Origin of the sequence: Paenibacillus sambharensis (assembly GCF_003233845.1) — a bacterium.
GTDB classification, from domain to species: domain Bacteria; phylum Bacillota; class Bacilli; order Paenibacillales; family Paenibacillaceae; genus Paenibacillus_I; species Paenibacillus_I sambharensis.
Genome location: NZ_QKRB01000034.1, coordinates 1 through 16,728 on the forward strand (window position 1 = coordinate 1; position 16,728 = coordinate 16,728).

Below are 16,728 nucleotides of genomic sequence, written 5' to 3' on the forward strand. Positions count from 1 at the left end.
GAACCCTCACTGGCTTAAGCTGCCGATCGATTAAGCGAAGCGATCGGATCGCCGTGTCGAAGACTTAGCCAGTGCAGGGTTGTCTGCTGATTTCGCTTCCTCGAAAAACCTCTGCAGACCAAGGGCCGTAAGGCCCGCAGCGTGAATACGGTGTTAACTGATGTCGACTCTTCTTCGAAATTGCTTCCTATTAATGTCTATAGTCCCTTGTCATCTTTTAGTTCTAGTATTTTTGTAATGTCTTGTAGCATTGTCGGTTCTTATAGGGGTTAGTCTTTATACTGGTTTCGTCTTTATACTGGTTTCGTCTTTATACTGGTTTCGTCTTTATACTGGTTTCGTCTTTATACTGGTTTCGTCTTTATACTGGTTCGTCTTTATACTGATTTTAATCTTTATACTACATTGCTCTTTATGGTTTGTTGTCATGTCTAGCTTTTATGTTTCTCTGACTTGAAGTCTTAATCTTTGAAGTCTTAATCTTTGTAGTCATTTGCTTGCCCTAAGCTCTATATCCAGTCGATTTCAGTTAACGTTGTTGTATTCACGAACCCGAGAGGCTTAAGGTCCGCTAGGACCGGGTGGCTCCGCCACTTAGCCTCGCAGGGTTGTCTGCTGAATCCGCTTCCTCGAAATGCCTCTGCAGACCAAGGGCCTTCAGGCCCGCCGCGTGAATACGGTGTTAGCTGAAGTTAACCCTTCTTCTCGAATGCGCCCACAAGCCTTAATAGATGTCCTACCTGATTCATATAATTGTCAACTTCATATCCGGTTGGTACATACGCAGAGTGTACTACTTTGTTTCTTAATGCTTTTATTGAACTTAATAGATAATCTAATTTTTCTTTGTCAACACCTTTTCGTTCTCCTAAAATAATCAATGCCTTATGCATTCCTTTTACTTGTTGATCCTTTTCTATTATTGCCGATGAAATGTGTTCTAGAATTGTGTATGCCCTGATGACTTTCTCAATAGAGCTTCCGATGTCCTTTGTAGATTTAAGATCAAGTCGAATATCCGGAATCTCGAATTCAGGGGTTCCTTCCATGAGGTTAATATATTTTTGAGGTAGTACTTCTCTAAAATCTAGTGATAGCTCTTGAACTGCAAAACGCTTGAAAAACAAATATGCAAAATTGATAAAGAATTGTGTTGTAAAATTATCTGGAGTCAATCCCTTATGTTGAATTGTATTTCTCAAATCGTGAATCTCTTGTATTCTTGGTTTTTCTGGAATATTTATATCAGATTTTTCTAAACTACTTAGAGATTCATGCAATGATAATGTTTGTCCATCTTGTTTATATATCCCCTTACCCATCAAGACAACTTTTTCTTTTAATATTAGTTCGATTGCATGGTCAACATGCAATATAGCAAATTTTCTACTTCTTGGAGTACCATCAAAATGGTGTTCAATTCCATGTTGAAATGATTCAATAGCATGTGCGAGCATTGGTGACATCATTTAAAATCGCTCTCTTCTTTTATAGATTTTGGGTTAATTTCAGCTAACGTTATTGTATTCACGACGTCGATCCCCCTTAGATAGCTCCTATCTTAGGGGGATCGATGTGTCCGGCTGCTCCTGCTTCCCCGAAACTGAAATGCCTCTCCGAATCACTTCTAACTCCTGCCGGACCGAGGGCGGATGCCCGATGCGTGAATATGGTGTTATATGCTGTCGTGGCCTTCTTGAGTTACTTTCATAATTGCATTTTCTTATCTCGTCCAAATCACTTCATCATTATTATTGTGTATATTTACTTTTGTCTTATCGATGTTAGTTGATTTACCTGTCGGATGATCAATAATATAAGCAGCTTCACCGTTCATTGAAATATTTACAAGACTACTGTCTTCAAACACTATTTCCATCTTCGTACCCTGCTCAATAATTTCGTTTCGATATATCACTATTCCGATAAAAGGTGATTGTTGTGTTACAGCAGTTATATCTATCCCTTCTGGATCACCATCCCAAAAGCTACCAAGATATTGTGGTTTATTGCTATTTAATATTGCTAGACTAAAGACCGAACCTACCCCCAAAATAATTGCATGATCAAAATATTGTTTCTTTGCTAGAACATTTAAGCTCTTAGACTCAATAAAGTCCTGCAGTTCTACCTCTGTTGGGGTTCTACTAGTAATTGGTTTAGAACTACTACATCCAACTACACTAAAAAGAGTAGCCATTAAAATTATTAGTTTTAACTTAGATCTCATGGTTTCACTCTTTGCTTTTTATTTTTGTTGCCACGATTGCATATAACGTTTAGACATTCACGAATCCTCACTGCCTTAAGTGACCGAAGGGAACGGCCGCGATGCGGTTAGGCAGTGCAGGGTTGTCCGCCTGATTCTCATCCTCGAAAACCCTCGGGCGGACCAAGGGGCGCGACAGCGACCCGAAGCGTGAATGCGGTGTTATCTGATGTCGAACACTTCTTCGATTACGCTTGCAGGTCTATACCAGCTTCTTTAAGAGCCATGAAATAAACCATTTTGTCGTGCTCTGCATATTCATCTTCAACAAATTTCTTGTATTGAAGTCGCTTATCCATACTGATATTTTTAAATGTACCAATCAGGTCATTATGATAAATAAGATTCTTTAAGGACGATATTGTGGTAGTATAAATACTCGGATAATCCCGTTTTGTCCTGTCCATCAACTCTATAAAATGGTCCATGTAACATTCAAAATTGTGACATTCATATTCTTCTATGCCCGTGCAGAATGGGAAACCACTTCCATCTTCCCATTCACAAAGCAACCCAAAAAAGGCAAGTAATGACCCAGATCTAAATCTTTCATTTGGATCTCCAAAATGCAAATAAAATGGATAGAGCAACTCACTACACCATGGAAAATCAATAATGCCCCCTTCTTCGTTAACGCAATAATGAAGGTGGTCTATGACTTGATTAATATTAAGTTCACTTTTCATTTTTCTCTCCCCGCAATTGTTCGATTTCAGATAACGTTCCCGCATTCACGAACCCTCACCGACTTAAGTGACCGAAGGGAACGGCCGCGATGCGGTTAGTCGGTGCAGGGTTGTCGCCTGGATCCACTCCCCCGAAATCCCTCTGGCGACCAAGGGACTCGGAGAGGCCCGCAGCGTGAATGCATTGTTATATGAAGTCAATGCCTCCCTGATTTAGCAATCAAAATTTGTTATATTTCTTGTAAATTTTTTTTCAAGTACTCAAATATTCCTGATGAGATCTCTTTGTTAATCTTTAAGGATAGATTATTTATTTCCATGTAAGTGTTTAGATTAATGTAGTTCTGTTCTACGAATTGACCTAAGTCATTTTTGTCGAATTCAACTAAATAACCTCTATCCTTTTCGTATATATTGATTTTCTTACAGAAGGAATGCATTAACAATGTTATTCCAGCACTCTTTTTTTGTGTATTCAAAAAGTAAAACCACGGTATTCCTATTTCTATAGAGTTTTTTAACCAAGTCATTATTTCTGGTATTTGAAAAATCTCTCGGTCATCTTCATCATATTCCGGAAAAAATATATCTAATGTCGACCTAGATTTTATTAACATATCTTTATTCTTTGATAATCGTTCAATAAAGCTAGTTAAATATTCATAGCTTCCTGTAAGTATCTCATTTTTAGGAATTGCTACGATTCTAAATTTGGAATCGTGAAGGAGACCGTCAATTGCCCAGTTTAATTTAATTTGTTCTTCGTAATCAACAATAGGACCTGAAGTTTGAAATAGTTCATATATAAAATTACTTGTAAGTAAATTTCCTTTTGGTACTTCCATCCACCAACCATTAGCACCATATGGTGATGTTTTATCTAATTCGAACTGGACCCAGTGCATGCGTTTAAAACCCTCATCCATTATGACAATATATACTGGAGACTGGCTATTTAAATAGTAGTTTAAATGTTTGTTCTCGCCAATGAACTTATATCCTCCATTAGTTTGTGATTTAAAAAAAGAATTTCCATGCTTCAATTGAATACCTATAAGTCTTCCTGTTACATATTCATTTTCTACTAGTTCAATATATCCATCAATTCCAAAATCGTTTTCTTGGTTAATAGGGTGATATATACAATTAAGTTCTGAATTAACAAAATGTTGAAAGAATGTTTGCCCAATGCTTCCTATTAATTGATTCTTATTTCTTTTTGGAAATGTCATCTTCTGAATATCTCCCATCGTAATTTGCATTGGTTTCATATAACGTGCATGTATTCACGAACCCTCACTGGCTTAAGCTGCCGATCGATTAAGCGAAGTGATCGGATCGACGGGTCGAAGATTTAGCCAGTGCAGGGTTGTCCGCTGAAATACATCCCTGCCAAATACTTCTCGAGGACCGAAGGCCGTTAGGCCTTAAGCGTGAATGCGGTGTTATGCGTAGTTAATGCCCTCTTCGAATCTACTGGTTAAATCTAGTCTGTCTCATAAAATGTCCATTCATCACCTCGACCGAATCTATCCTTTGCATGGACATCATTTACTATCTTTGTAGCAAGATATTCAGCCGATTTGACAACACCTTCAATTTCATATGTAATGGTATATCGAATTAGATTGTTCTCATCCTTCCTTTCAATTTCAAGTACTTTTCCACCTTTGGATTTTATTACTCGTTCAATCTCTTGTTTATGTACATCATTCAAGTACTTAGTAACTGGAACTATTAGTATTGCCACAGATACTATAGTGAAAATTATAGGAACTACCATAAACTTTTTGTTAACCATTCCGACAAAAATAGATGTGAATAACCCAACAATAAACACTAAAATCATAACTTTGACCCATATCATTTAGTTGGTCTCCCTAGTAACAACTTTTAAAGTCTTTCGATCAGACTTGCATTAATTACGCATAACGTCTCTTGCATTCACGAACCTTCACTGGCTTAAGTTGCCGATCGATTAAGCGAAGCGAGCGGATCGCCGTGTCGAAGACTTAGCCAGTGCAGGGTTGTCCGCCTGTCCCAGCTTCCTCGAAAACCCTCAGGCGGACCAAGGGACGCGATAGCGGCCCGCAGCGTGAATGCGGTGTTATAAGATGTCAGCGCCATCTTCGAGATACCTAAAAACATTTCCTAATTACTCTTCCTCAGTTATTGGCCTTCTTAATTTTTTATTCTTTGAAAAATATAAGTAATCCTCGATCCTTTCCAATCCTTCTTCGTCTATTTTAGAATACTCAGACCCTAATAACTCCAATATTCTCTCTCTTGATGGATAATTTACGGTATTTATATATTCACTTCTAACATCAAACAATAGCTGAATTTCTTTACTATCAACCTTTAATTTTGAAAAATAACCAACTACCCAGCTATAAAGATCCCATGTATGTAACCTATAAAAATCCGCTTGTTCCTTCTGCAATGGTTCATACTTTAGTCCTAATGATTCTGCAACTCTATCCAGTTCGTACTTTGCGTCCAATTTCCTTTGAATCTCTGCAACACCAGCCGAATACCTCATTGCATGGCTAATTGAATGTAATGTTTCAGCAATTATTGGTGCCGCAACTGTTTTTAGTGCATCAATAGTTGCATATGCTTCTTCTGTTGCTTTCTCAACTTTCTTAAGTTGGGCTTCAAAACCTGCACCTTTAAAGAATTCAAATTTATCCATGTTAATGAATGTTATAGCTAATGCACTAGCTACAACTGATATCCCCATCTCGGTTGGTCTTCCAGTAAATCCAAAATACATTGCCGGACCCATTATTATGATAATGTATATAAAATTCTTCATGTAAAACCTCCCGGATTATGGCTGGTTTATCGTTTTTGCGCTGATTTCTTATAACGTTTGTGTTTACGAACCCGAGAGGCTTAAGGCGACCAACGGGAGCCGGGTCGAAGACTTAGCCTCGCAGGGTTGTCCGGCTGCACCCACTCCCCAGACCACTCTCCTGCCGGACCGAGGGCGTCAGTCCGAAGCGTGAACACGGTGTTATACGAAGCCCAAGACTTCTTTGAATCATCTTACAGCATCTACGATTCTAATTAATTCTGTAAAATTCATTAGTTCTGGACTGTTAACATTGTTGAGATTAAAGAATTCTGTATTTCCTATTTTCGAAACAGCATCATATTCTCCAATTAATGAGTCAAGAAGAATGAAGTACATATTTACATAGTGATGTCTATTATCTTCTTCAAACCTGATGTATACCTCGAGATCAATATAATGCCCTCTGTTTTGATATGTAAAATAAACATCATTATAGCCCAGAGAGTCCTCACCCATGTTTACTTTTATTCCTTTAGAATCCATTCTGGGTCTAAAAGGAATGACAACCCAGTCTCTTAGTGGCGGAGCTGCGTCACACAAAGAGATTACATTATCAAATGAGTCCGCAATACCGTCTGCTGAAATAATTAACTCTCTCTTTTGTTCTGGATTATTGCTAATCTCGAACGTCAAGTTCTCATCAATTTCTTTGAGCTTTAAACTCAAATTATCAAAAAGTAATTCCTTATTTGTCTCAAAGTTATTATGAAAATACGATTCATTACTTTCAAACCACTTCCAGAAAGTAGCATAAGGATCTTTCTTCTTAAATAGATCTAAAATCATTTGTTATCCTCTTTTCTTGGGTTTCGTATAACGTTCTTGTATTCACGAACCCTCACTGGCTTAAGCTGCCAAGCAATCAAGCGAAGCGATAAGATCGACGGGTCGAAGACTTAGCCAGTGCAGGGTTGTCTGTTAATTCCGCTTCGTTTAAAATGCCTCTGCAGACCAAGGGCCGCCAGGCCCGCAGCGTGAATACGGTGTTAGGCGAAGTTGCTTGCTTCTTTGAATAACCTATAGAGTTACAAATGTCCCTTCTATTCCATTAGCAAAAAAAGGAAACTCAATAATTCTGGGACCGAGGCCACATTCCGCCGATGTGTGAATAAATAAGGCGAAGTTGCACTTAACTCCAGTAAGAAAATCCTGCGAATAAATGTCTCTTGTTATATAGCCTATCTAATACAAGATTAGGGACAACACGTTCAACAGCAATCATAAAATTCGTAATTAGAGATCTATACTTATCATGTTCCCCATCTATGAGTTCTCTCCATAGTGCTGGTCTATACCTGACCCATATACTAATGTGGTATAACAACATAAAATCAAGTAGTAACACATCATTGATGCCATGAAGTGGCTTCACATAGCATGTCTGTGACAATACGCTTGAATGTGTCTGTTTATTTACAATTAAGTTCTTATCAATTTTTGTTATTGTTTTTATACCTTGTTCACCATATTCATCATAGTTACATAATGAAATGGAATCATCCCAGCCCAAAATATCGTAAACGTCTTCAAAAGCAATGTACTCAGAATTCTTCTGGAATTTCACTTCGATCTCGGGATGATCTGGATGATTTAGAGCATTGTAGGCAAGGTATCTAGGTTGTTCATTGAATAACTCTATAAACATCCCACTAATCTCTGGAATTCTACTTACAAGATCCTTAAAAGAGATGATTTTTTGTGCATCAGCACCATTAACTAAATCACTAAATGTATTGTATCTTGTGGAGATTCCAATATCACGGACAACATAACCAAAAATACTTAGGAATTTTGCAAAGAATCCGTTGGTTAGTATAATAATATATTCCGATTCTGGAAATACACCTTCGTTTACATAAGATTTCAAACCATGTCCATATTTCGTGTATTCCTCAATACTCTTTAATGAGAGCGGATTTTCAATCTTGGTTATTAATAAAGCTTTTAATAAACTGAATGTTCCATAATAATAGGCTAAGCTCGCAGATGTAATGTTACCTTCAATTTTTGTATTAAAATATTCTCTAGCACTCCGAATACAAAATGCTAGCCCCCTTGACTTCTCCTCAAGAATATCGTCCTCAAGTTGTATTCCTTGTTCTTCAGCTCTTCTTTTGATAAAGGTAGTTGCACCAGTTACGCTAGCTAGTACATCTAATCTATTCCATAAGTGCCTGATGGGTTCTTCGGTTGGGATCCTTTCATACCTCATCGAACAAACCTCCATATATTTATTTAAGCAATTTCGCCTAACGTTCTTGTATTCACGAACCGTCACTGCCATAAGTGACCAAAGAGAACGGCTGCGACGCGGTTAGGCAGTGCAAGGTTGTCCAGCTGAGTGTTTCAAGCTGCTCTTCTTTTCAAGTTAATTTCGCCTAACGTCTCTCTCATTCACGATCTCCCGTAGGGAGTTGTCGCAGCAACTACTACACCGAATCATACCTGCGACCGAGGACGTCAGCCCGATGCGTGAATGCGGTGTTATCGCAAGTATTACACTTGGAAGAGAAACTACAAATCACGAAACAAATCAACAAATAGTTTGCTTTTTATATCCTCAATAAACATTTTATTATCTCTGGAAAATTTGTTTTCTAGATCACTTAATTCAGTCCTAAAGCCTAACCATCTACCTCAAGAACACGCCAGCTACCGTAGATATTGAAGATATGGTGTTATCAGATGGTGAGGTCTTATCTATTCAAAGATTGCCATGGACGGCAATACCTTTCATATCCTAATGTACCCGTTAGTTTAACAGATTAGTTAATGGTTTTTAGTTAAGTAACTTGAAAATAGTAAATTTATATATATCGATCTCTAGTTTTAGGATTAATAAACTCATTAAATCTAAATAGTTTTTCTTCCACATCAAGATCAAATATTGAGCAGATGTCTCTATAATCACCTTCTAAACTATTCGTATAAAGCTTTCCTTGCTCATCACAAAATATATAGCCAGTAACTCTATCGCTATATTTAAATTTTTCAATTTTAAATTTACTATCTTCCTTATCTAAAAAAGATAAAGTATCGTCAAAATCATTATTCAAAATTTCAAACATATCTTTGTTTTTTCTTGCGACAGATATAGGGAAAAATTGATATATACTCCAACAATCTATATTATCATACTTCATTAAATATCTATATATATCATATATAGATTTTTTGTTTTGCTTTGTTAATATTGTATTAATTTTAATCCTAATTTTTAAATCGGTTAATGTTTCAAGAATTGTATTTACCTTAGTATATAAGTTTTTTGATTTCCTAATAGAATTATGAGCCTCCCCAACTCCATCTAAAGAGATTCCAATTAAATCAACGTATTTTTCGATAAATTCATAATCGCTTTGAGTAATTGAAATACCATTAGTATCCACTTGAGTAAATAACCCATGTTCTTTTGCTAATATACACGCTTTTCTGAAACTGCTTTTACTAAATGAATCTCCACCACCGAAGGTAATCACGTTAAAATCCAATGAAATTGCTCTCGCTACAACTTCATATGCTTTGTCTTCTATTTTTTGATGATGAAAATTCACATAGCAAAAATCGCATGCTAAATTGCAGCTTTGATTGTATGTGAGAATAATTCTTTTCATTTCTCTATAACCTCTTTCATTGATTTAGAAAGTTTCCAACAATTATTAAAATGACTTTTTAATATATTGTAATTTTGATTATCACGCCCGAACTCTATAGCAATAAAATTATTTTCTATTCGATCTGAGGTTTTACCTAAATGATACGGATCATAAATCATATATTTATCTGTAAAAAATACAGAACAATAAACCTGGTCAGTAAATCTTATTTCTAAGTGTTCATAATTATTATTAAGAGCTAACAGACCATCAATGTCTAACTTCCGATCAATTCCATCTGTATTATTAAGATGATTTCTAATTTTTTTATTTTCGCAGAAGGGATTAATAAGTAGAACCTTAAAAGGTACTCCTTTATTTAATCTTTCTTTAATACTCTTCCAGTGCCTGTCTGTAGGAATATCCAAGTAAGATTTTCCTGTTTCAGCAAGTAGAAACATTTCGTTCGCATCTTCGATAGCCTTACCAGTTTCTGAATTTCTTTTATTTTTCGACCCAAAATCATCCATAAAGTAGTGGTTAGTAACCCCATAACTCTCCATTTCTTTAATTTTCCTCTCTCTAGCAATTGCCAACTTAATTACGGGGTTGTAATCTTTGTTTTTTATGAGAATCTCAAGTATAATAATCACAATTGAAGTTACTAACACCCAAATATAATAACTTTTGCTCAACAAAAAATTAATAACAACTACTGAAAGACCAAATAATACTATTTCTAAAACCCTATTTACTTTATACAGTTTATTCATGTTCGACCTCACTATATTAATTTGTTTAAAATCTAATCACACTTTTTAGTTGGTTTATTAATATTTCTCATTTAAAAAGTTATGGAAGTGAGATACTTCTGTTTTACTTACATTTAAGAAGGAATTTGAATACATTTACTCTTCTCCTGTTTTTTTTTCGTCTCGCCAGATTTCAGCTAACGTGCAGGTATTCACGAACCCTCACTGGCTTAAGCTGCCGACCGATTTAGCAAAGCGATCGGTTCGCCGGGTCGAAGACTTAGCCAGTGCAGGTTGTCTGCTGATTCTACTTCCTCGCAAAATGCATCTTGCGGACCGAGGGGCGTTAGCTCCGATGCGTGAATGCGGTGTTATACGACGCACCTGACTACTTTGAATAACCCCGATCGATGAATTCCTGTTTTCTGTTTTCTTTCCGGGTTGTTCCGTATTTAAAAAAGAAAAAAATAAAAAGAGATGAAATCAATAAAATCAATAATAGGTTCATCCCATCGAATAATTCAAATCTCTCAAAGTAAGAACTTAATGATTTGCTTGCTAATAATATCCAAATCACACAAACAAATAGACTTAAAATAATGTTAATTTTACTTACTGAGAAGGAGTAACGCCCGACTAGATTCCAAAAGTCACTTCGATTAGAGGTTGCAATGGTAGTTTTATATAACGGTCCCAAAGATTCATCTTCCAATTCACCAACTAGTGCTTCCCAGTTTTCTTGCCAGTACTTACTACCTCTATTGACAAGGTACCAAGCAACAGAGAAAACAAGTCCAATACAACTAATTAGGAATTGCACTTCGTATAATTCTTTATTTGTGTAATCATTTTTAGAAGATACGAGGAAATATCCTGCAAAAACGGCTGCAATAAAGGTCCAAAAGTATGTTGCCCGCTTCCAATACAATTCGATTTCAAACTTTCTTATATCCAAAATATGATCTAGTACCCTTTCATTTTTCTCTTTATCCCGAAAAATTAATTTTTCTTTTGGCTCAATGATTCTACTCATTTTTTACAAACTCCTTTACAGGTATGTCGTATAACGTTCAGGCATTCGCGAACCCTCACTGCCTTAAGCGACCAACGGGAGCGGCCGCGATGCGGTTAGGCAGTGCATTGTCCGCCTGGTTCCACTTCTTCGAAAACCCTCGGGCGGACCAAGGGACGACAGTCCCGCAGCGTGAATGTGGTGTTATGTGATGTCCACTCTACGTAGCGCTTACCCAGAACCAATTCTCACCCATTTTTTCTACTTGTATAAATTCTCCAAATATTTCATTAGGCCTTCCTCCATCTGCCGTATAGATGAATCCAGCATAATTATCTATTACTCCACGATAGGTATAAAATAGAACCTGAACATCCGATCCATTACCTTCGATTACAATTTCGCCGCCACCTTTGGACAACTTCTTATAGTTATCTGGTAATTGAATTAGAGCAGAATTATAGGATACGTTTGGTCTAATTGATCCGTCCAATATCATTTGTACTACTTCTTCTCGTTCAGATTTATTAAATCTGAAATTCAAGTTTACTGTTATCGAGGTGAAAGGTACAACGATAACTAGAATAAGAACTATCATATTCAATAAGATGGGAATTCCGCGTCTAGTTCTTTGCCGTTGCGTACCTACAACAAAATATATTAAAACGATTAGTGAACAAAGAGCAAAAATAAGATATCCAAATATCTCGATGAACTGAGCAATGAAAGGTGTAAAAAATTCCACAATAGTCCATTGAAAGATATTCTGAAATAAAATGACGATTGATCCTATTATCGAAATGGATAGCATGAAGTAAAACACGATATTCGATTGATTGTTTTGTGTTCGGTTTAAATCTTCCATGAATTAGCTCCATTTCAGTTTCGATGGATTGCACATAACGTTCTTGCATTCACGAACCCTCACTGGCTTAAGCTACCGACTGATACAGCGCGGCGATCGGTCCGCCGGGTCGTAGACTTAGCCAGTGCAGGGTTATCCGCTGATTCCGATTCTCCGATAACGCTTCTTGCGGACCGAGGGCTAATGCCCGGTTGCGTGAATGCGGTGTTATGTGAAGTATGACGCTTCATTGAGATAGCTGAATAGCCCCACTTATTTCCATTGCATATTTTAAACATGCAAGCTTGTTTAAACTTAAACCCATCTTGTCTTTAAAAGATTTATAAATAATATTTGCTAGTTCAATATCATCTGTACCAGTATTCATATTCAACAATATCTCTTCAATTTCTAAATCATACTCATCAATAGGAGCTCCACTATCAAGAAGACCGATTGGATCCCAATCATTTATGATTTGTGTTATTATTTCTCGTTGCACTATATACCTCCACTGAATTACTTTACGTTTATAATTCACATGATGTTCTTGCATTCATGAACCCTCACTGCCTTAAGCGACCAAAGGGAGTGGCTGCGACGCGGTTAGGCAGTTCAGAATTGTCCGCCTGATTCCTCTTCCTCGAAAATCCTGAGGCAGACCGAGGGACGCGACAGCGGCCCGCAGCTTGAATGCGGTGTTAGAAGCATTTCATTAATCACATCTTCCGATTCAATTGAAGAGTACCACTTATCTCGTTCTTCCGAATTCTTTCTGTGAACGTATGGTTCAAGCACTTTTTGCTTCCTCCAGTTCGTAATAAGTCTACTTTCCATTACAACGGGTATAAACTTGTTATTGTCTCTTGCTCTTCCATACACTCTAATTCTTTCATATCCATCACCTCACATATATGGAGAACAATAAACCTTGGTATTTGGTTTGAAATGCTGGTACCAGATACATGTACTACTTTGTCATCTATTAAATATCTGCCGTCAGCAATTAGGTTCCCGACCAGGCACCAAATAAAAGGTCTTGATATAATATTTTCGTTTTTACGACGCTCTTCACCCATAAAATCACCTTCATCGACAATTCATCTAACGTTCAGATATTTACGACGTTCCACTAACTTAGATAGCTCCTTTCTTAGCCAGTGCGAATGTGTCCGGCAATACACCTTAGAAAAGTCTTCCCGGACCGAGGAGCGTCAGCAACGATGCGTAAATGTGGTGTTATCTGATGATGTTCCATCCTTGAATTACTTTTAATATCAACTTCAGATTTAAAGTTCATGGGGTAGTTGGGACATCTCTTGAGGAGGTACATACCCGACCATATTATTGATTTTTTCGCATATTCGGTCAAACGAGTTGTTAGGATTTTTGCAAGATAGGAAAGTATATACGCTTGAGTTTCCATCTTTGTTTATATAAGAAATACTGAGTGTCTTGTACTCTCGTTTAACGCCAAAACCTCCACCTGTACGTACCCAATTGGATCGTTTATGCATAGATGCGCTCTTTATTTTTTCAAAACAAATAATTTCAATATCATCAATTGTTATGCGATCCGGATAAATATATAGAATTCTCTTTTGGTCTCCATGACTATAACCACTAATGCAATCCAAAAATCCCTTCTCCTTTTGTCTGTTATGCGATACAGCAAAGAATCCCAACACAGCAAGAATCAAAAACACCCAAAATGCAGGGTAGAACATGAGTAGAATTATTAAAACTAAAAGCGGAATACTGCACAAAAATAATATATAAGTTAAAAACGGATGCATAGCATCACCTCAAAAAATTTATTAAAACGCTATAATGAATATCTCTCATTTTCTTTTCTCGAAGAACTTTCTTCTTGTTAAAGTATATCTTCAAATAACGTGCTGGTATTCACGAACCCTCACAGGCTTAAGCTACCGACGATTAAGCGAAGCGATCGCATCGCCAGGTCGATTTCTTAGTGGTAATAGAATTAGCTCCTCTATCACTTGTCGTTCAAGAATATCTTTGACTTCTTGATCGGTGTATTCTCGTATCTCTTGGTATATTCTATCCATTAAACGCTCCAGATATGGTTTTTAATTCTGCTGTATTTTCGTAAGCTTTCTAGCATTCACGAACACTTCCTTGCTTAAGTGGCCAACGATTCAGCCCAGCGATCGTTTCTCAATGAAAGACAACCCATCTTCTATCCTAAGAATTTGATTTTTACTAAATGGATCCCAGCCTTGATCTAATAGATGACTAATTATTTTCGCCATAATATTAGGTTTATATAGATTGATTCTCTGAACTACACCCCACTCAAAGGTAATCTCAACAAAAGAACTTTTATGTATGCCAGAATAGATACGCATCTTAACGTTAATATCGCCTTCGTCAACCAAACAAATAAACTTCTTCTGATTTACAAGTAGCTCTCTAGTATTCTTACGAAAAACTTTCATCAGACTTACTCCTTAGTTGTCTGTCTTTAAGGAATAGATACTTTAGTACTTCTACTAGCAGCAGGATTAGAAGGCATTGCCCTCTTCGCATTCCTAGCTACTCGGTCAAAACCTAACGATTACATAATGTTCAACCATGGCAGGGTCCATGCGCACATGCAAAGTCCATTCATTGCATTTAATAACTGAGAGTTTGACCATAATGTTCCTCCAATTATAGCACCGCATCTAGTTTCTGGAAATAAAAAAAGGATAGCAAAGTCCTATTGACTTTGTATCCCGATGCTTTCGGCTTTTATTAAGAATTGCTATGTATGTTAACATTGTACAGCCCTACACCAGCTGAATTAAAGTAATTTTCTCACACTGAAATCTGCCTGTATCCGTCCCATATCCGCAAACACTCCCTCATTATACAGACAACGAACATACAGACAACTTCTATCCTCCAAGCTCCAGCTCCACAACTCTGCTTCCCGCTTCCCCGCGCGCGATAAAAACAGTCTCTCCCTGCCTGTTGAAGCAGTAAGCGATCGAAATCGACACACCGGTGTCGCCGTAGGAGCCGTCAGCATGGCTGACTCCGATCATGTAGCAGCCGCGTTCAGCAGCGATAGCTCTTGCCTTATCAATCCACTCATCGAACTGCGCTTCGCTGAACATGCCGACGCCAATCGGATGAACGATCAAGTCAGCGCTGCGCTGGTCTTCTGTCCGCAGTCCCTGCTGGATCAGTTCATCGCACAGGATATGGCCGACCCGCCAACCGTCTACATTTGCAAAGGCTGTGTCGCTGTATTTGATCCGATCCAGCACAATCCGCCCTTCCCGGTCGATCGCAATCGCCCGGTCCTTGGGACGCTCCTGCATTCGGCGGTAGCCGCCGATAATCGCAACCTTGAACTCATGCGCAAGCTGGCAGGCTTCCTCCACATTTTCATTCATGTACCCTTCCGGCACGATAACGGCATCTATTCCTGGATGGGCGATGAGCTCATGATGAAGCTGCCGCAGCTTCGGCTCCAGCTTGGGCTGGCAGATCAATATCTTCATTAAATATCTCCCTCTCTCGGCAGTAACAGCACGCAAGACTACTACACTATATTTTCTGATTAGGTAACCCTTCTTTAATCCGATCATATCACTGGCATCCGCTACTATAAATATTAGATTAAACTCTCTCTTCTGCTCCTGTAAACTAGCGTTTCTGCTATAATTTTGCTGACAGGAAAATACTGGACGACCACGAACTATAATGAAAGTAATATCGAACCAAGGAGTGACGTATCATGCTGTCGCAAGGTGTAATCATGAGGGATGGCTTCGAGCTATCCTATCGAATAGAAGGTTCGGGCGTACCTGTTCTCGTCATAGGCAGCAGTATCTATTACCCTCGCCTGTTTGCCGGAGCGGCCTCTGACGGCCTGCAGTTCATCCATCTGGATCACCGGGGCTTCATTAAACCTCCCGCACATATGAAGCCTGAGGACTATACACTTGATAAAATAACCGGTGACATCGAAGCCCTCCGTTCCTTACTGTCCCTGCAGGACTTCGTGATCCTCGGCCACTCCGGCCATGCCTTCATGGCAGCCGAATATGCCCGACTCTATCCGCAGCATATCCGCTCTGCCGTGCTTCTGTGTACGGCTCCCTCGAACAGCAAGGAGAGACAGCAGCTGAGCATGCAATGTTTTGAGGAAGAAGCAAGCCCCGAGCGCAAGCAGCAATTCCAAGAGGATATGGCACAGCTTGCTGCTGATCTGGAGCGTGAACCAGACAGACGGTTTGCACACATGTGTATCCGGATGGCTGCGCTCAGCTTTTACGATTATGCGTACCGCGGAGATCAACTATGGAATGATGTGTATACGAACATGCCGGCCATAGACCACCTGTGGGGGGAAGCTTTCGCCAGCATGGACTTAACCCGGATTATAGCAGACCTGAAGGTTCCGGTCCTTATCGGCTTAGGGCGTTACGATTATCTGGTTGGCCCTTCTTCGCTGTGGGACGGGATTGATGTTCGCAACCCGCATGTACGGTTGGTTCATTTCGAACACAGCGGTCATACGCCTATGCTGGAGGAGCCGCAAGCATTTCGCAGCATCCTTGCCGAGTGGGCCCTTCAATAGAGACCGAGATAACTATGCTTCTTCCTCTTGAGGAGAGAACCAGAACCACCTTACCGGAATAGAACTGGTAAATGTTAGCCAAAATAACCCCTGTGTTGAAATTTTCCAGTCA

Annotated in this window: 17 protein-coding genes; 1 reads left to right on the forward strand and 16 read right to left on the reverse strand. The window is 38.5% G+C overall.

Going from position 1 to position 16,728, the window contains the following annotated elements:
- Nucleotides 1-692: 692 nt before the first annotated feature.
- The 16 genes from DNH61_RS04790 to DNH61_RS04880 all read right to left on the reverse strand — a co-directional run bounded on the left by DNH61_RS04790 (nucleotide 693) and on the right by DNH61_RS04880 (nucleotide 15,534).
- Nucleotides 693-1,469 carry a hypothetical protein gene (locus tag DNH61_RS04790; RefSeq protein ID WP_111145540.1) on the reverse strand — a complete coding sequence of 259 codons (777 nt, stop codon included), beginning with the start codon at nucleotides 1,467-1,469 and terminating at the stop codon, nucleotides 693-695.
- A gap of 254 nt (nucleotides 1,470-1,723) precedes the next feature.
- Nucleotides 1,724-2,230: an outer membrane protein assembly factor BamD gene (locus DNH61_RS04795; protein WP_111145541.1), complete on the reverse strand. Its 507-nt coding sequence runs from the start codon at nucleotides 2,228-2,230 to the stop codon at nucleotides 1,724-1,726.
- 227 nt (nucleotides 2,231-2,457) lie between these two features.
- Nucleotides 2,458-3,000 carry a hypothetical protein gene (locus DNH61_RS04800; protein WP_146240946.1) on the reverse strand — a complete coding sequence of 181 codons (543 nt, stop codon included), beginning with the start codon at nucleotides 2,998-3,000 and terminating at the stop codon, nucleotides 2,458-2,460.
- 185 nt (nucleotides 3,001-3,185) lie between these two features.
- Entirely contained in the window at nucleotides 3,186-4,187 is a 1,002-nt protein-coding gene (locus DNH61_RS04805; RefSeq protein WP_181438584.1) for a DUF4365 domain-containing protein, read from the reverse strand.
- A 254-nt stretch (nucleotides 4,188-4,441) separates the two neighbouring features.
- On the reverse strand, nucleotides 4,442-4,822 hold the full coding sequence (locus DNH61_RS04810) for a hypothetical protein (RefSeq protein ID WP_111145544.1): 381 nt from the start codon (nucleotides 4,820-4,822) through the stop codon (nucleotides 4,442-4,444).
- Between the two features lie 288 nt (nucleotides 4,823-5,110).
- Entirely contained in the window at nucleotides 5,111-5,773 is a 663-nt protein-coding gene (locus DNH61_RS04815; RefSeq protein ID WP_111145545.1) for a hypothetical protein, read from the reverse strand.
- Between the two features lie 228 nt (nucleotides 5,774-6,001).
- Nucleotides 6,002-6,601, reverse strand: coding sequence for a hypothetical protein (locus DNH61_RS04820; RefSeq protein WP_111145546.1), 600 nt, complete (start codon nucleotides 6,599-6,601; stop codon nucleotides 6,002-6,004).
- A gap of 343 nt (nucleotides 6,602-6,944) precedes the next feature.
- Nucleotides 6,945-8,027, reverse strand: coding sequence for a YaaC family protein (locus tag DNH61_RS04825; protein ID WP_181438585.1), 1,083 nt, complete (start codon nucleotides 8,025-8,027; stop codon nucleotides 6,945-6,947).
- A gap of 595 nt (nucleotides 8,028-8,622) precedes the next feature.
- Complete coding sequence (locus DNH61_RS04830; protein WP_111145548.1) at nucleotides 8,623-9,429, reverse strand: radical SAM protein; 807 nt, start codon at nucleotides 9,427-9,429, stop codon at nucleotides 8,623-8,625.
- Nucleotides 9,426-10,184 carry a hypothetical protein gene (locus DNH61_RS04835; RefSeq protein ID WP_111145549.1) on the reverse strand — a complete coding sequence of 253 codons (759 nt, stop codon included), beginning with the start codon at nucleotides 10,182-10,184 and terminating at the stop codon, nucleotides 9,426-9,428. Before DNH61_RS04835 ends, DNH61_RS04830 begins: the two co-directional genes overlap by 4 nt.
- Before the next feature lie 367 nt (nucleotides 10,185-10,551).
- The gene (locus tag DNH61_RS04845; RefSeq protein WP_111145550.1) at nucleotides 10,552-11,196 is read right to left on the reverse strand and encodes a RipA family octameric membrane protein; all 645 of its coding nucleotides are present in this window, start codon (nucleotides 11,194-11,196) and stop codon (nucleotides 10,552-10,554) included.
- A gap of 199 nt (nucleotides 11,197-11,395) precedes the next feature.
- Entirely contained in the window at nucleotides 11,396-12,040 is a 645-nt protein-coding gene (locus DNH61_RS04850) for a hypothetical protein (RefSeq protein WP_111145551.1), read from the reverse strand.
- A gap of 226 nt (nucleotides 12,041-12,266) precedes the next feature.
- Complete coding sequence (locus tag DNH61_RS04855; protein ID WP_220036923.1) at nucleotides 12,267-12,521, reverse strand: hypothetical protein; 255 nt, start codon at nucleotides 12,519-12,521, stop codon at nucleotides 12,267-12,269.
- Nucleotides 12,522-12,855: 334 nt separating this feature from the next.
- A complete protein-coding gene (locus DNH61_RS04865; protein ID WP_111145554.1) occupies nucleotides 12,856-13,098 on the reverse strand; it encodes a hypothetical protein in 243 nt (80 codons plus the stop codon).
- 1,083 nt (nucleotides 13,099-14,181) lie between these two features.
- A complete protein-coding gene (locus tag DNH61_RS04875) occupies nucleotides 14,182-14,481 on the reverse strand; it encodes a hypothetical protein (protein ID WP_111145556.1) in 300 nt (99 codons plus the stop codon).
- Nucleotides 14,482-14,922: 441 nt separating this feature from the next.
- Nucleotides 14,923-15,534, reverse strand: coding sequence for a carbon-nitrogen hydrolase family protein (locus tag DNH61_RS04880; protein ID WP_111145557.1), 612 nt, complete (start codon nucleotides 15,532-15,534; stop codon nucleotides 14,923-14,925).
- 236 nt (nucleotides 15,535-15,770) lie between these two features.
- On the opposite strand from DNH61_RS04880, the gene DNH61_RS04885 reads away from it, so the two are divergent.
- Entirely contained in the window at nucleotides 15,771-16,616 is an 846-nt protein-coding gene (locus DNH61_RS04885; RefSeq protein WP_111145558.1) for an alpha/beta fold hydrolase, read from the forward strand.
- Nucleotides 16,617-16,728 lie beyond the last annotated feature (112 nt).

Coding starts and splice junctions, on each gene's coding strand:
- DNH61_RS04790 (WP_111145540.1), bottom strand. CDS start 1,469: ATGATGTCACCAATGCTCGCACATGCTATTGAATCATTTCAACATGGA.
- DNH61_RS04795 (WP_111145541.1), bottom strand. CDS start 2,230: ATGAGATCTAAGTTAAAACTAATAATTTTAATGGCTACTCTTTTTAGT.
- DNH61_RS04800 (WP_146240946.1), bottom strand. CDS start 3,000: ATGCGGGAACGTTATCTGAAATCGAACAATTGCGGGGAGAGAAAAATG.
- DNH61_RS04805 (WP_181438584.1), bottom strand. CDS start 4,187: ATGACATTTCCAAAAAGAAATAAGAATCAATTAATAGGAAGCATTGGG.
- DNH61_RS04810 (WP_111145544.1), bottom strand. CDS start 4,822: ATGATATGGGTCAAAGTTATGATTTTAGTGTTTATTGTTGGGTTATTC.
- DNH61_RS04815 (WP_111145545.1), bottom strand. CDS start 5,773: ATGAAGAATTTTATATACATTATCATAATAATGGGTCCGGCAATGTAT.
- DNH61_RS04820 (WP_111145546.1), bottom strand. CDS start 6,601: ATGATTTTAGATCTATTTAAGAAGAAAGATCCTTATGCTACTTTCTGG.
- DNH61_RS04825 (WP_181438585.1), bottom strand. CDS start 8,027: ATGAGGTATGAAAGGATCCCAACCGAAGAACCCATCAGGCACTTATGG.
- DNH61_RS04830 (WP_111145548.1), bottom strand. CDS start 9,429: ATGAAAAGAATTATTCTCACATACAATCAAAGCTGCAATTTAGCATGC.
- DNH61_RS04835 (WP_111145549.1), bottom strand. CDS start 10,184: ATGAATAAACTGTATAAAGTAAATAGGGTTTTAGAAATAGTATTATTT.
- DNH61_RS04845 (WP_111145550.1), bottom strand. CDS start 11,196: ATGAGTAGAATCATTGAGCCAAAAGAAAAATTAATTTTTCGGGATAAA.
- DNH61_RS04850 (WP_111145551.1), bottom strand. CDS start 12,040: ATGGAAGATTTAAACCGAACACAAAACAATCAATCGAATATCGTGTTT.
- DNH61_RS04865 (WP_111145554.1), bottom strand. CDS start 13,098: ATGGGTGAAGAGCGTCGTAAAAACGAAAATATTATATCAAGACCTTTT.
- DNH61_RS04875 (WP_111145556.1), bottom strand. CDS start 14,481: ATGAAAGTTTTTCGTAAGAATACTAGAGAGCTACTTGTAAATCAGAAG.
- DNH61_RS04880 (WP_111145557.1), bottom strand. CDS start 15,534: ATGAAGATATTGATCTGCCAGCCCAAGCTGGAGCCGAAGCTGCGGCAG.
- DNH61_RS04885 (WP_111145558.1), top strand. CDS start 15,771: ATGCTGTCGCAAGGTGTAATCATGAGGGATGGCTTCGAGCTATCCTAT.